This window comes from Stenotrophomonas sp. YJH_SMC_94-11 (assembly GCF_059370435.1).
In genome coordinates, this window is record NZ_JCAFTR010000001.1 from 343670 (window position 1) to 358978 (window position 15309).

Sequence of the window (15309 nt, forward strand, 5' to 3'; positions counted from 1 at the left end):
GGCGTGATCGAACTGCATCGCCAGGTGCAACGCGCCGTTGCACGCGGCGCAGCAGATCCACGCCCTGCGTGGATGGGATGCCCGCAGCGATGACGGATCAGGTCAGGTTGGTCACCGCCTCATTGGCCGCGGCACGCACCTTCGGCAGCATGCGCAGTACCAGCGCCATCTGGGTACGGATCAACTGCAGTTTCGGCGGCATCGCCTCGTCGATCTGCTCCAGCTCGGCGGCCACCGCGCGGTCGGCGTCGTTGTCATCGTCCGCGACCGGTTGCCGCGCGGTCAGCGCCGTCGCCAGCTGCTGAAGTGCCTTGCGCACGCGATCGCCCGCGGCCAGCGCCAGTGGATCGCCAGCGTAGCTGTCCACCTGGTCCCGGTGCGCACCCAGCGCCGACAGATGCCCCAGCAGCGTGTTGGACAGCGCCAGGAAGCGGAAGCCGGCATCCAGGTTGCGGCGTACGTGGCCGGGTTCGCGCAGCATGTTCGACAACGCGGTGGACAGCGCGGCGTCGGCGTTGTGCATGTCGCGGCGGGCGATGCGGTAGGCCAGGTCGTCGCGCATGCCGCTGCGGTACTGGCCCAGCACCGAATCCAGGTAGCGAGCCGCAGTGTCCAGCACGCGTGCCAGGACGAGATGCAGCTGCCGGCCCTGCCAGTCAGGCAGGATCAGGAATGCTGCCGCCGCTGCGATCGCGCAGCCCAGCAGCGTATCGACCATGCGCGGCACGATCAGCACGAAGCCATCGCCGATCAGGTTGAAGCAGGTCAGTGCCATCACGGTGATCGCGGCTGATGCCACCAGGTAGCGGTCGGTGCGGGTGAAGAAGAACAGCAGCGCAGAGAGCAGGGCGATCAGCAACTGCACGTGCAGCTGCGGGAACAGCTGCAGCAGTGCCCAGGTCAGCACCAGTCCGGCGACGGTGCCGACGATGCGCTGTGCCAGGCGCTGGCGGGTGGCACCGAAGTTGGGCCGGCACACGAACACGACGGTCAGCAGTACCCATGAACCGTTCTGTGCATTGAACAGCCGGATCGCTGCAAAGCCGGCGATCAGCGCCAGTGCCATGCGCAGGCCATGGCGGAACAGCACCGAGCCGGGCGTGAACTGCTGGCGGACGCGCACGCCCATCTCGCGCAGGGTATGCGGGTTGCTGTCGCGCAGGCGGGTGTCGACGTTGTCCAGGCTGGCTTCGGAACGTTCGGCATCCAGCAGGCGGCGCTCGATGCTGCGCAGGTTGTGAACCAGCAGGTCCAGCGAGCCGAGCAGGCGCTGCCACTGCGGGCGCTGCTGGTCACGCAGGTAGGCCAGCGCGTCTGCCAGGTCGCGCCCGGCCTGCTGGTTGCTTTCACCGTATACGAACGGACGACGCAGCCGGATCGCCTCGCCCAGGCGGGCACAGGCCTGGCCCTGCAGGTCGAGCAGGCGCTGGCAGCGGTAAAGCACATCGCTGTGGAAGAAGGCATCCACCAGCGCGCCATACGGGTAGTGCGAGGAACTGGCGCGCTCGTGGAAATCCTGCGCCATGTAGTACAGGCGCAGGTACAGGCCGGAGTTCACCCCGGGCCGGCCGGAGCGGCCGAAGCGGGCCAGGATCGCGGTCTTGGCCTCGTTCAGTGCACCCACCACACGGCGGTTCTGTTCGGCCAGGTCGAGCTGGCGACGTTGCAGGTCGGCTTCGCGCACCGGCTCGAACAGCGCAGCCTTCAGCTGCAGGTAGCGGCCCAGCTCAAGGTACAGCCGCGCCACGCGTTCGCGCACCGGCCGGTTGGCGAACAACGCGGCCCACAGGATCGACAACAGCCCGTACCAGACCGCACCGGCCAGCAGATGGCTGACCGCCTCCAGTGCGCTGTGCAGGTCGCTGGCACCATGTTGTTCCAGGCCGATCATCGTGTAGATCGCCAGCGTCACCGTGGCCTGGGCAATGGATGCGTAGCGCTCGCCGAGCGCGCCAAGCAGGGTCAGGCCGAAGGTGGACAATGCCAGCGCGCCGATGAAGATCCACGGCCACGGGAACAGCCAGATCACCGAAGCCGCCGCAATGCAGAAGCACAACAGGGACAACACCACGGCCTTGGTCCGGCCCCACCAGTTGTCGTCGGTTTCTGCGATGGCGCTTGCGATGATGCCGAGGAACACGCCGGGCAGGGCGGTCAGCGCCTCGAACTGCCAGCACACGGCCACGGCCGCGGTCAGCGCGATGAACACGCGCAGGCCGTAGCTGGCCTTTTCGTGGGCCCACAGTCGGCTGAGGCGGGATTGGCGGGCGGACATGCAGGCTCGGTGGAAGGGTCTTCCACCATTATTGCGGGCTACGCGTGAAATATGGAGTGCGGACCAACGGTCCGCACCCACGGTGCTGCCGGACCCTACATGTCGAACCGCACGCTCACAGCGAACGTGCGTGGCAGGCCTGTGCCGGCGTTGGACCAGTACTTCCGGTTGGCCACGTTCTCGACGCTGGCGCGCACGGTCACCGGATGACCGGAGGCGAGCAGGCGGTAGCCGATGCCTGCATTGACCAGCGTGTAATCGGGCAGCTTCAGGGTGTTGTCGGCGTCGTACCAGACATCGCTGTAGTAGCGCACCGCGGCGTATGTTTCCAGGCCATCCACCCACGGCAGCTGGTAGGTGGCGTGCACGACCCCGCTCCAGCGCGCCGCACCGGCGGTACGGTTGCCCTCCTGTGCAGCGCTGGCCGGGGACAGCCTGTCGTAGGTCGGGTCCAGCCAGGTGACGCCTCCGCCAACCGTGAGGACATCGCTGAGGTGCAGGTCGGCACTGGCCTCGATGCCTTCGTACAGCGTGATGCCGTCCTGCACCAGGCGCTTGCCGGCCGGTGTGAGTTCATCGATGTTGGCGCCACGTTCCAGCCGGAACGCCGCCACGTTCGCGTTCCAGCGTGCGGCCTCGGCCTTCGCGCCGATCTCGTACTGCTTGCTGAGGGTCGGGTCGAGCACATCACCGGCGTTGACGTAGTTGTTGCCTACGCGGCTGCCCGCTTCCAGCGATTCGATGTAGCTGGCGTAGAGGGTGACCGCCTCGCTGGGCTTGAACATCACGGCATAGGTCGGTGTGACCGGATAGGTGTGGTAGCGGCCCTTGGTCTCGTAATCGTTGTAGCGCCAGCCCGCCAGCACCGACCAGCCGCTGCCGAGATCGACGGTATCGCTTGCGAACACGGCCTGCTGCACGGTCTCGTCGCCACGGGTCATCATCCGTGAACCGACGGCGTCATGGCGGATGTCATGGCGCTGGTACAGGTTGGCGCGGCCGATCAGGCTCCATTCGTAGGGACGGTCCCAGCCCAGCCCGGTCTGGTGACTGATGCCTGCCACCACCTGATGCTGCAGCGGACCGGTGCGGAAGCTGCCCTGCAGCATCGCCTGGGCCAGCCTCCACTCGCTCTTGCCGCCCAGTTCATAGACGTTGACGTCATAGTCGCCATTGGGCGAATCGATGTAGGCGAAGATCTTGTTGACGTCATTCCACGAGGTGGTGACGCCGTAACTCAGGCTGGTTTTCCAGTCGCTGTTGATCTGCCAGTCCAAGCGGGTCGACAACAGGCTGGAACGAGTGTCGTAGTAGGTGCCGGGGACACTGTTGCCGGTATTCCCGGCGATCGGTCGGGGCAACGAGGTCAGTCCGCGGAAGTAGTACTGCGGCGATTCCTCGCGCAGGTCGCGTGACTGGAACACGCCGTCGAAGGTCCAGATCAGTGCGTCGCTCAGGCGCGCGTCCAGCGACAGTGCGCCCACCTTGCGATCGACGTGGCCACCATTGAAGGTCTCACCCTTTTCCTCGAAAGCATTGAAGCGATAACCGAACATCTGCTCGTTGCCGAAGCGGCCGCCGACGTCCATCCCGCCACTGACGATGCCCTGCTCGCGCCAGCCCAGCTGGGCGGAGAAGGTGGGCGTGTCGGTCGGCTTCTTGGTGATGTAGTTGACGATGCCACCGGGGGCACCGAAACCATAAAGGAATCCACCCGGGCCTTTCAGCAGATCGACCTGTTCCATCACTTCCAGCGGCCACTCGGTACCCCACGAGGAAACCTGCAGGCCATTGACGCGATAGCTGTCGAAGTTCAGGTCGATGCCGCGGTTGCGGATCGGCGAACTCCAGCCACTGGCATAGGCGCTGACCTGGGTGGTGACCGAAGGGTCGAGCAGGAACGCTTCGCCCAGCGAGACCACCTGGCGCTGCTCGATCTGCTCGCGGCCCACGGCGGTGATCGCGAACGGGGTATCACGCAGCACGCGATCACCAAGGGCGCCGGTATCGGCGTGGGTGCGTTCGGCGGTGACCTTCACCGCATCCAGATCGGTGGCACTGCGGTTCCGATTGATGCGCTCGGGTACGGACTGGGCATGCGCGGCACAGGCCAGTGACAGGGAAACGGCAAGCAGCGCCGGGCGGCAGAGTGGGTGCAGGAGCATGGTTCAGTCATCCTCGGCGAACGGCCACGCGCCATCCGCCCGCATGGGGGGAAAGGTTGATGGCTGGGATCACGCAGGCTTGCCGGAGAGGGCAGCGGGGCGCCGCGAAGGGGCGCAGGACCATGGCTGGAGGGGAATTGTTCTCTTTTCGTTACAGCACGTCAAACCGGGAGGCGTGCGGACCAACGGTCCGCACCCACCCTCCGCGCCGGTGGCAGTGCCGGCCGCTGGCCGGCAGATTCGCAGTACCGAGAACTAGATCCACGCCATGCGTGGATGGGCTCTACTACGCCCGCTGCGCGCGCTTGAGCAGCTTCGCTTCGCGCCTGCGCGCGCGACGGGCGCGCCAGCGCTCGGCCAGGCAGGAGAAGATCACGTACAGTGCCGGCGTACTGAGCAGGGTCAGGCTCTGCGAGAACAGCAGGCCGCCGATCATCGCGATGCCCAGCGGGCGGCGCAGCTCGGACCCTTCACCCAGGCCGATCGCCAGCGGCACTGCGGCCAGGATCGCGACCATCGTGGTCATCATGATCGGGCGGAAGCGCACGATGCTGGCCTCGCGTGCGGCATCGCGCGGCGCCAGCCCATGCTCGCGCTGCGCCACCAGTGCGAAGTCGATCATCATGATCGCGTTCTTCTTGACGATGCCGATCAGCAGCACCAGCGCGATCATCGAGATCACCGACAGCTCGGTGTTGGTGCCGAACAGGGCCAGCAGCGCACCGACACCCGCCGCCGGCAGCGTGGACAGGATGGTGACCGGGTGGATCAGGCTCTCGTAGAGCATGCCCAGTACCAGATACACGGTCAGGATTGCGGCGAACACCAGGATCAGCATGTCGCTGGGATCGGAGTTGAAGCCGAAGCCCGCATCGTCGGCCAGGCGGATGTCGCCGGGCATGCGCATGCCGGCCACGGTCGCGTCGATGATCGCCTTGGCCTCGCCCATGCTCACGTTGGGAGCCAGGTTGTAGCTGAGGTCCATCGTCGTGTACTGGTTCTCGTGGGTGATCTGCGATGGGGCCAGGCCAGGCATCTGCGTGGCCACCGCGGTGATCGGCACCATGTCGCCGTTGCGCGCACGCACGTACACCTCGTCCAGCGCCGCCGGGGTGGCTGTCTGCGAGGGCAGGGCATTGACCACCACGCTGTACTGGTTGATGTCCGAATAGATGGTGGAGATCTGGCGCTGGCCGAACGCACCATACAGCGCGCCGTCGATGGCGCCCACTGTGATGCCCAGGCGCGCGGCCTTTGCGCGGTCGATCTGGATGTTCTGGCGCAGGCCGGCATTGTCCACGTCGGTCCCGACGTCGCGCAGCTTCGGGTTCTTCTTCAATTCCGCCTGCAGCTTGGGCAGCCATTCCTGCAGTGCGGCCAGGTCGTTGCCCTGCAGCGAAATGCGGTACTGCGCGCCCTGGCTGGAACCGCCGCCATCGTTGCTGGGCAGGTCCTGGATCGCGCGCAGGCGCAGCTGCAGGTCGGGATAGCGATCGGCCTTGGCGCTGAGGCGCGCCAACGCATGCGCGGTGGTTTCGCGGCGGCCGTCACTGCGAGATTTCAGCTCGATGTTGAACTGTGCACTGGAGCCCTGGCGGCCGCTGCCCAGGCGTACACCCACCGTCTTCACCGCCGGGTCGGCCATCAGCATGTCGGTGATGCGGCGCTGGCGCGCGACCATGTCCTCGAACGACACGGTGGCACTGGAGTTGGCGCGGCCCCAGATCAGGCCGGTGTCCTGCGGCGGGAACGCGCCCTTCTTCACCGCGCCGAACAGGAAGATGGTGACGCCGATCAGGATCAGCGGCGTCAGCGACAGCAGCAGCGCGTGGCGCAGCGAGAAGTCGAGGAATACGGTGTAGATGCGCAGCATGCGCTCGTGGCCGGCGTCCAGCCAGCGGCCGAAACGCGACGGCGGCGCGCTGTGGTCGTGCGCGCTGAGGAAGCGGCTGCACAGCGCCGGGGTCAATGTCAGCGAGACGATCATCGAGACCACGATGGCCGCCACCAGGGTGACGGTGAACTCGCGGAAGAACGCGCCCATCATGCCGCTGGCGAACAGCAGCGGGATGAACACCGCCACCAGCGAGGCGGTGATCGAGACGATGGTGAAGCCGATCTCGCGCGCACCGGTCAACGCCGCCTGCATGCGCGGCATGCCCTCGTCGAGGTGGCGCATGATGTTCTCGATCACCACGATCGCATCGTCGACCACGAAGCCGATCGCGATCACCAGCGCCAGCAGGCTCAGGTTGTTCAGGGTGAAGCCCATCACGTACATGACCAGCGCGGCGCCGGCCAGCGACAGCGGCACGGTCACCGCCGCGATCAGGGTGGGTGCCAGCCGGCGCAGGAACAGCGCCATGGTCAGCACCACCATCGCCAGGCTGATCAGCAGGGTGATCTGCACTTCATGCAGCGACGAACGGATGGTCGGCGTACGGTCGAAGTACGGCGTCATCGTGGTGCCCGGCTGCAGGTAGTCGCGCAGGGTCGGGATCTGCGCCTTGACCCGGTCCACGGTCTCCACGATGTTGGCGCCGGCGCGGGTGAATACGTACATCACCACCGCCGGTTTGTGGTCGAACCACGCCGCCTGGTAGGCATCCTGCTGGCCGTCGTAGACGTTGGCGATGTCCTTCAGGCGGATCACCCGGCCGTCGCCCTGGGTCTTGACCACCAGGTCGGCGAAGTCGGCGGCGCGTGCCACCGAGTCGTTGGCGATGATCGCCGTGGTGGTGTTGCCATCGCTGAGGAAGCCGGTGGGCGAGGTCACGTTGGCCGCGCGCACCGCGTTGCGCAGGTCATCGGCGGTCAGGCCCAGCGCGTTCATCAGGCGCAGGTTGACGTCCACGCGTACCGCTGGCGTCGACGCGCCAGCGATGTCGACCGAGGCGACGCCGCTGATCTGGCGGATGCGCTGCGCCAGCAGCGAGTCGGCCACGTTGTAGAGCTCGTCGGCCGACTGCGTCTGCGAGGTCAACGCGATGGCGATCACCGGGTCGTCGTTCGGGTTCGCCTTCTGGTACATCGGCGAGCCCATGCCCGAAGGCAGGTCGGCCTGTGCCGAGTTGATCGCGGTCTGTACGTCCAACGCGGCCGAATCGATGTTGTGGCCGCTCTGGAAGATCATGAACACCAGCGAGCTGCCTTCCGAGCTCGACGATCGCATGCGATCGATGCCTGGCAGCTGGCCGAGATGGCGTTCCAGCGGCGCGGTGACCGTGGAGGCCATGGTCGCCGCGTCGGCGCCGGACTGGCTGGCATGCACGAAGATCACGGGGATCTCGATGTTCGGCAGCGCCGATACGCCCAGGCGCAGGTAGCAGATCAGGCCGACCATGAACAAGCCGATGGCCAGCAGCGCGGTGCCGATCGGGCGGCGGATGAAGGGGCCGGACAGGTTCATCGTGCGGCCGCCCACGGCAGCGGGGCGTGGATCATGCCTGCGGCTCCTGCAGCGAACCCTCGTGCAGCGCACGCTGTTCGCGGCGGCGCGCCAGCCACTCGGAGAAGCGCTCCATGTACAGGTAGATCACCGGCGTGGTGTACAGCGTCACCAGCTGCGACAGCAGCAGGCCACCGACGATGGCGATACCCAGCGGGCGGCGCAGCTCCGAACCGATGCCGGTGCCCAGCGCCAGCGGCAGTGCGCCGAGCATGGCCGCGGCGGTGGTCATCATGATCGGGCGGAAGCGCAGCAGGCAGGCGCGGCGGATCGCCTCGTGCGCGTTGGCACCGGCGCGGCGCGCCTCGATCGCGAAGTCGACCATCATGATGCCGTTCTTCTTGACGATGCCGATCAGCAGCACGATGCCGACGATGCCATCCACCGACAGGCTCAGCCCGCACAGCATCAGCGCCAGCAGCGCGCCGACACCGGCCGGTGGCAGCGTGGAGATGATCGTGATCGGGTGGATGTAGCTCTCGTAGAGCACGCCCAACACGATGTAGATCACCACCAGCGAGGCCAGCAGCAGCCACACCACGTCGGTCTGGCTGCCGGTGAACTCGGCGGCCTTGCCGATGAACTCGGCATGCAGGTGGGTGGGCATGTCCAGGCTGTCCTTGGTCTCCTGGATCGCTCGCACCGCTTCGGACAGCGAATAGCCCGGCGCCACGTTGAACGACACGGTCACCGCCGGCAGCTGCTGCTGGTGGCTGACCACCAGCGGCGCACTGCTGACCTTGCCTTCGGCCAGTGCCGACAGCGGGATGATGTTGCCGGCGCCTACCGTGATGCCGGTGTTCTGCGCGCCGATGCCGGTGGCGGTGGACGAGTTGGAGGAGGTGACCTGGCCGAAGCTGGTGGCATTGGTGCCGGTCAATGCGCCGGCGCCGTTGGAGGCGACGGCCAGCTGTTCCATCAGCGCAGTGCTGGTGCGGAACTCCGGTGCCACTTCCAGCACCACGCGATACTGGTTGAGCTCGGTGAAGATGGTCGAAATCTGGCGCTGGCCGAACGCATCGTAGAGCGTGTCGTCGATGGTCTGCATCGGCACGCCCAGCACGCTGGCCTTGTCGCGGTCGATGTTCAGCTCCAGGGCGCGGCCCTGGTTGGACAGGTTGTTGTCGACGTCGGCCAGTTCCGGGCGCTTGCGCAGCGCTTCGGTCAGGCGCGTGGCCTGGGTCGCCACCGTCGCCGAATCCACGTCCGACAGCGAGTACTGGTACTCGGTGGCGGCCACGCGGGTATCCAGGGTCACGTCCTGCACCGGTTTCAGGTACAGCGCCACGCCCGGAATGCCGGCCACCGCCTTCTGCAGGCGCGGCAGGATCTCCTCCAGCCCATCGCGCTGGCTGCGCTCCTTCAGCACGATCGACAGCTGGCCCTGGTTGAGGGTGGGGTTCATGCTGCCGGCGCCGATGAAGGCCGACACGCCGGTCACGTCTGGATCCTGGCGCAGCGCTTCGGCCACCTGCCTGGTGCGCTGCTCCATCTGCGGGAAGGCGATGTTCTGGTCGGCCTGCACCACGCCGGTGATCAGGCCGGTGTCCTGTTCGGGCAGCAGGCCCTTGGGGATCAGCACGTACAGCAGCACGGTCAGCACCAGCGCGCCACCGGCCACGGCCAGGGTCAGCCGCTGGTGGCCAAGCACCCAGTCCAGGCTGTGCTCGTAGAGGCCGACGGTGCGCGTCCACAGGTTCTGCTTGCCGGCCGCCGCCGCGCGCTCATGCGCGTCCTCGCCCTCGGGCAGGGCATCGGGCTTGAGCAGGTAGGCGCACATCATCGGGGTCAGCGTCAGCGAGATCAGCATCGACAGCACCACGGCGATGCTCAGCACCCACGCGAACTCGTGGAACAGGCGGCCGGTGACGCCGGGCATCAGCAGCAGCGGCAGGAACACCGCCACCAGCGAGACCGTCAGCGACAGCACGGTGAAGCCGATCTGGCGTGCGCCGATCTCGGCCGCTTCCTTGCCACTCTTGCCCTGCTCGATGTAGCGCACGATGTTCTCGATCATCACGATCGCATCGTCGACCACGAAGCCGGTGGCCACCACCAGCGCCATCAGCGAGAGGTTGTCCAGCGACATGCCGGCGAAGGCCATCACCGCGAAGGTGCCGGCCAGCGACAACGGCACCGCCACCGAGGGAATGATCGTGGCCCACAACCGGCGCAGGAACACGAAGATCACCGCCACCACCAGCCCGATGGTCAGGATCAGGGTGAACTGCACTTCATGCACCGAGGCGCGGATGGTCTCGGTGCGGTCGTTGAAGATCTCCAGGTGCACGTCGGCTGGCAGCACGCCCTGCAGCTGCGGCAGGATGGCGCGGATGCGCTCGACGGTCTGCACGATGTTGGCACCGGGCTGGCGGCGCACTTCCAGCAGTACCGCCGGCTTGCCGTCGGCCCAGGCGGCAAGCTGGTCGTTCTCCACGCCATCGATCACCTCGGCCACGTCCGACAGCCGCACCGGGCGGCCATTCTTGTAGCTGATGATGGTGTCGCGGTACTCGGCGGCGCTGGCCAGCTGGTCGTTGGTGCCGATGCTGTAGGACTGCGTCTTGCCGTTCAACGAGCCCTTGGGCGCATTGACGTTGGCCTGGGTCAGCGCGCTGCGCAGCTGCTCCAGGGTCAGGCCCATGTTCGACAGCTGCGCCGGATTGACCTGGATGCGCACGGCCGGGCGCACATTGCCGGCGATCGAGACCAGGCCCACGCCCTGCACCTGCGACAGGCGCTGGGCCAGGATGGAATCGGCGTAATTGTTGACGTCGCGCAGCGGGCGCGTGTCAGAGGTCAGTTTCAGGGTGACGATGGCCGCGTCGGCCGGGTTCACCCGGTTGTAGACCGGCTGGTAGGGCAGCGACGAGGGCAGGGTGGCCTGGCGGATCGCCGCCTGCACGTCCTGCGCGGCGATGTCGATGTCGCGGTCCATCGAGAACTGCAGGATGATCGTCGACAACCCGGCCGACGAGTCGGAGGTCATCAGCTCCAGCCCGGAAATCTGCCCGAACTGGCGCTCCAGCGGGGTGGTGACCAGCGAGGCCATGGTGGTGGCGTTCGCACCGGGGTACTGGGTGGTGACCACCAGGCTGGGCGCATCGATTTCCGGCAGCGCCGACACCGGCAGCTTGCGGTAACCGAGGATGCCCAGCAGCAACAGGCCCGCCATCAACAGCGAGGTGGCGATCGGGCGGCGGATGAAGATCGTCGAAAAGCCCACGGACTGATCCTTGCTGGCACTTCAATGTCGGCGCCGGCAGGTCCGCCGGCGCGAGGGAGATCAGTGGCCTGCGCTCAGCGCGGGCCACCACCGCGACGGCCACCGCCGCCCGCGTTCTTCTGTTCGGCTGCCTTCAGTTCGGCCTCGGTCGGCGCGGCCGGGGTCTCGCCCGGCTTCAGCGCGGTGACCTTGCTGCCCGGCTTCAGGCGGAACTGGCCTTCGCTGACCACCCGCTCGCCGCCCTTCAGGCCTTCGGCGATCTGCACCTGGCTGTCGCCCACTTCCACGCCGCTGCGCACGGTCTGCATCTTTACCGTGTTGTCGCCCTGCACGATGTAGACGTACTCGCCATCCGGGCCACGCAGTACCGCCTGGGTGGGGATCACCACGCCGCCGGCAATCGTGCGCAGCTGCATGCGCACGTTGACGAACTGGCCCGGCCAGAGGCCGTTGTCGGTGTTGTCGAACAGGGCGCGCGCCTTGAACGTGCCGCTGTCGGCACTGATCAGGTTGTCGACCACATCGAGCTTGCCGTCGCCGGACAGCACGTGCGAATCGGCGCGGTCCAGCGCCGCCACCGGTACCGTGCCGGCGGCCTGCGCCTGGCGCACATCGCCGAGCTGGCGCTCGGGCAGATTGAACAGCACGTGGATCGGATGGATCTGGGTCAGCGTGACCAGAGCCGTACCGGCGCTGACCACGTTGCCGGCGTCGACCGCACGGATGCCGGCGATGCCTGAGATCGGCGCGGTGACCCGGGTGTACTGCAGCTGCACCTGCGCCGAGCGCATGCTGGCCTCGTTGGCGGCCACGGCGCTTTCGTACTGTGCCACTTGGTTTCGCTGTGTATCCAGATCGGTCTTGGCGACGTACTGGCGATACTCCGGCGCGTTCGAGCGCTGGTAGTTGGAGCGCGCGGTGGCCAGCAGGGCCTCGTTCTGGCGCTTGGCTGCAGCGGCCTGGTCGTAGCTGGCCTGGGCGGTGCGCGGGTCGATCACCGCCAGCACATCACCCTGCTTCACTTCCTGGCCTTCACGGAAATTCAGGCTCATCAGCTGACCGCCGACCTGCGGGCTGACGGTGACGGTGTTCATCGCGGTCACCGTACCCAGCGCGCTGGCATACACCGGCACGTCCTGGCGCGTGGCCTCCACCACGGTCACCGGCACTGGACCGGCATTCGGATCTTCGCCGCCCTGGCGCGCGCCCGCAGCAGGTTTTCCAGCCTTGTCCTTGCCCCCGCCAATGACGCGCAGGCCGACCACGGCCAGCACCAGGATCGCCACGACCAGCAGCACGATCTTCCAAACACGTGACATTACGAGGACTCCGAGAGGGCTGGACCGGACGGGACGCCGGGACAATGCGCAAAGCATACCTGTGCCACATCACGTTTCCTGCATGACGGATGGGACGGGCGCTAAGACCGGATGCGGCACCGGAGGTTCCCGTGGCGCCGGTGTTGCCCTACATTCAGCTGGAACCCTCTTGCTGTGGAGATTGCGATGCGCCGTTCGCTGCTGCTGTCCGCCCTGCTGCTGGCCCTGCCGGCGCTTGCCGATGCCCAGGACGGGCAACGCCCGGAAGTGACCGCCGCCGCGCAGCGGCTGCAGGCCCAGGTGGTCGAATGGCGTCGTGACTTCCACCAGCACCCGGAGCTGTCCAACCGCGAGGCGCGCACCTCGGCCGAGGTCGCCAAGCGCCTGCGTGCGATGGGCCTGAAGCCGAAAACCGGCATCGCCCACCACGGCGTGGTGGCGATCATCGAAGGCGGCAAGCCAGGCCCGAAGATCGCGTTGCGCGCGGACATGGACGCGTTGCCGGTGACCGAGCAGACAGGCCTGCCGTTCGCCTCCAAGGCCACCGACCAGTACCGCGGGCAGACCGTGGGCGTGATGCATGCCTGTGGCCACGACGCGCATACCGCCACCCTGCTCGGCGTAGCCGCAGCGCTGGTATCAATGAAGAAGGACCTGCCGGGCCAGGTGATGCTGATCTTCCAGCCGGCCGAGGAAGGCGCGCCGCCGCCGGAAGAGGGCGGTGCCGCACTCATGCTGAAGGAAGGGCTGTTTGCCGATTTCAAGCCCGAAGCGGTGTTCGGCCTGCATGTGTTCTCCAGCGTGCAGGCCGGCCAGATCGCTGTGCGCGGCGGCCCATTGATGGCCGCCTCGGATCGCTTCGGGATCAAGGTGATCGGTCGCCAGACGCATGGCTCGGCACCGTGGAACGGTGTTGACCCGATCGTCGCCACCGCCGATCTGGTCGGCACCGCGCAGACCATCGTCAGCCGCCGCGCCAACCTGTCCAAGCAACCGGCGGTGCTGACCTTCGGCGCGATCAACGGCGGCATCCGCTACAACATCATTCCCGATGAAGTGGAGATGGTCGGCACCATCCGCACCTTTGACGAAGGCATGCGCCAGCAGATCTTTGCCGACCTGCGCAACGTGGCCGAGCACACGGCCGCCGCGCATGGTGCGAAGGCGGTGACCGACATCTACGAGTCGGAGGGCAACCCGGCCACGGTGAACGACCCGGCGCTGACCGCGAAGATGCTGCCGAGCCTGCAGGCGGTGGTGGGCAAGGACAACGTGTACGAGCCGCCGCTGCAGATGGGCGCGGAGGATTTCTCGCTGTACGCGAAGGAAGTGCCGGGCATGTTCTTCTTCGTCGGGTCCACCAGCGTGGGCATCGACCCAGCGACGGCGCCGGCCAACCATTCGCCGAAGTTCCTGCTGGATGAGAAGGCACTGGATGTGGGACTGCGGGCGTTGCTGCAGGTGAGCCTGGATTACCTGCACGGTGCGGGCACTCCTGCTGGCTGAGGGTTTCCGGCAGGGCTTGCAGCCCTGCACCCGCCGAGACCAAAGCCACGTCAACGGCAAAAGCTGGTTCCCTGAGGGATGGCGGGGTGGGTCCGGTGGCAGGGGACGCTGCAAGTACGTCCATGTAAGCTCGGTCGCCGCATCCATGCGGCTCACGCCCCTGCCACCGGACCCACCCCGCCTTCGACAGTTTCCCGCGGCTGTCGGAACGACATTCTGCTTTGGTGGGTGTCGACCTTGGTCGACACGGCGGACGTCATGAACGTCTGAAGGATCGGCTTTTGATCTTGATTTTTCTGATCTTTCCCGTGGTGGTGCAGGAAACTGTCCGTGGCCGGGAGGGTGGGTTGGCTGGGGGCGTGAGCCGCATGGATGCGGCGACCGAGCTTACATGGACGTACTTGCAGCGGCCCCCAGCCAACCCACCCTCCCGGCCGACCCCGAGATCGTGCCTGAACCACCACGGAGGGGCTTCGCCGTTGGCCGGCCCGGCCGAACGCCCGCCTTCCGCGCGATACAATGACCTCCATGAACACCCCACAGGATTCCAGCCTCGGTCGCGAGGTCAGTTACCCGTCGCAGTACGATCCCGGCCTGCTGTTTCCCATCCCGCGCAGCGGCGCCCGCGCCGAGATCGGCCTCGATGACGCCGCGCTGCCGTTCGTCGGCCATGACCGCTGGCATGCCTTCGAGCTGAGCTGGCTCGATCCGCGCGGCAAGCCGCAGGTGGCCGTCGCCACCGTGCAGGTGCCGTGCACCTCGCCGCAGTTGATCGAATCGAAGTCGTTCAAGCTGTACCTCAACTCCCTCAACAGCACCCGCGTCGACAGCGCCGAGGCACTGCGCGAGCGCCTGGTGGCGGATCTGTCGGCCTGCGCCGGTGTGCCGGTCCAGGTCGAGTTCGGCCTGCCGGGCCTGCGCGAGACGCCGCTCGGTGAATCCATCGACGGGCTGGACGTGGAGATCGACTGCTACGGCCCGCCGCAGGCGGACTTCCTCGCCGCCGATGCGGGCGAGGTGGTGGAGGAGACCCTGGTCTCGGCGCTGCTGAAGTCCAACTGCCCGGTCACCGGCCAGCCGGACTGGGCCACGGTCAGCCTGCGTTACCGCGGGCCGAAGATCGATCGCGCGGGCCTGCTGCGCTACTTGGTCAGCTACCGTGAACACGCCGAGTTCCACGAGCAGTGCGTTGAGCGGATCTTCAGCGAGGTATCTGCGCGCTGCCAGCCACAATGGCTGGAAGTGGAGGCCCGCTATACCCGCCGTGGTGGCCTGGACATCAACCCCTGGCGCGCCAGCCCCGGCATCACCGCCCCGGCTGCGACCTACCGCGAGCTGCGGCAGTAACCGGTAGTGCCGGCCGCTGGCCG

At 67.0% G+C, this 15309-nt stretch carries 7 protein-coding genes; 2 read left to right on the top strand and 5 right to left on the bottom strand.

The genetic code is table 11. The features are described from left to right. Nucleotides 1-97: 97 nt before the first annotated feature. From yccS to AC5P74_RS01595, 5 genes are all read right to left on the bottom strand, one after another. A complete protein-coding gene (gene yccS / locus AC5P74_RS01575; protein ID WP_495204764.1) occupies nt 98-2275 on the bottom strand; it encodes a YccS family putative transporter in 2178 nt (725 codons plus the stop codon). A gap of 95 nt (nt 2276-2370) precedes the next feature. After that, nucleotides 2371-4440 carry a TonB-dependent siderophore receptor gene (locus AC5P74_RS01580; RefSeq protein WP_495204765.1) on the bottom strand — a complete coding sequence of 690 codons (2070 nt, stop codon included), beginning with the start codon at nt 4438-4440 and terminating at the stop codon, nt 2371-2373. Between the two features lie 286 nt (nt 4441-4726). Beyond that, a complete protein-coding gene (locus AC5P74_RS01585; RefSeq protein WP_049403847.1) occupies nt 4727-7849 on the bottom strand; it encodes an efflux RND transporter permease subunit in 3123 nt (1040 codons plus the stop codon). Between the two features lie 31 nt (nt 7850-7880). Continuing rightward, complete coding sequence (locus AC5P74_RS01590) at nt 7881-11114, bottom strand: efflux RND transporter permease subunit (protein ID WP_495204766.1); 3234 nt, start codon at nt 11112-11114, stop codon at nt 7881-7883. 74 nt (nt 11115-11188) lie between these two features. Continuing rightward, nucleotides 11189-12433, bottom strand: coding sequence for an efflux RND transporter periplasmic adaptor subunit (locus AC5P74_RS01595; protein WP_005419777.1), 1245 nt, complete (start codon nt 12431-12433; stop codon nt 11189-11191). Between the two features lie 186 nt (nt 12434-12619). Here AC5P74_RS01595 and AC5P74_RS01600 point away from each other — a divergent pair, with 186 nt between their 5' ends. Further along, nucleotides 12620-13939, top strand: coding sequence for a M20 family metallopeptidase (locus tag AC5P74_RS01600; RefSeq protein WP_346608076.1), 1320 nt, complete (start codon nt 12620-12622; stop codon nt 13937-13939). 528 nt (nt 13940-14467) lie between these two features. Continuing rightward, the gene (gene queF, locus AC5P74_RS01605; protein WP_206619938.1) at nt 14468-15286 is read left to right on the top strand and encodes an NADPH-dependent 7-cyano-7-deazaguanine reductase QueF; all 819 of its coding nucleotides are present in this window, start codon (nt 14468-14470) and stop codon (nt 15284-15286) included. Nucleotides 15287-15309 lie beyond the last annotated feature (23 nt).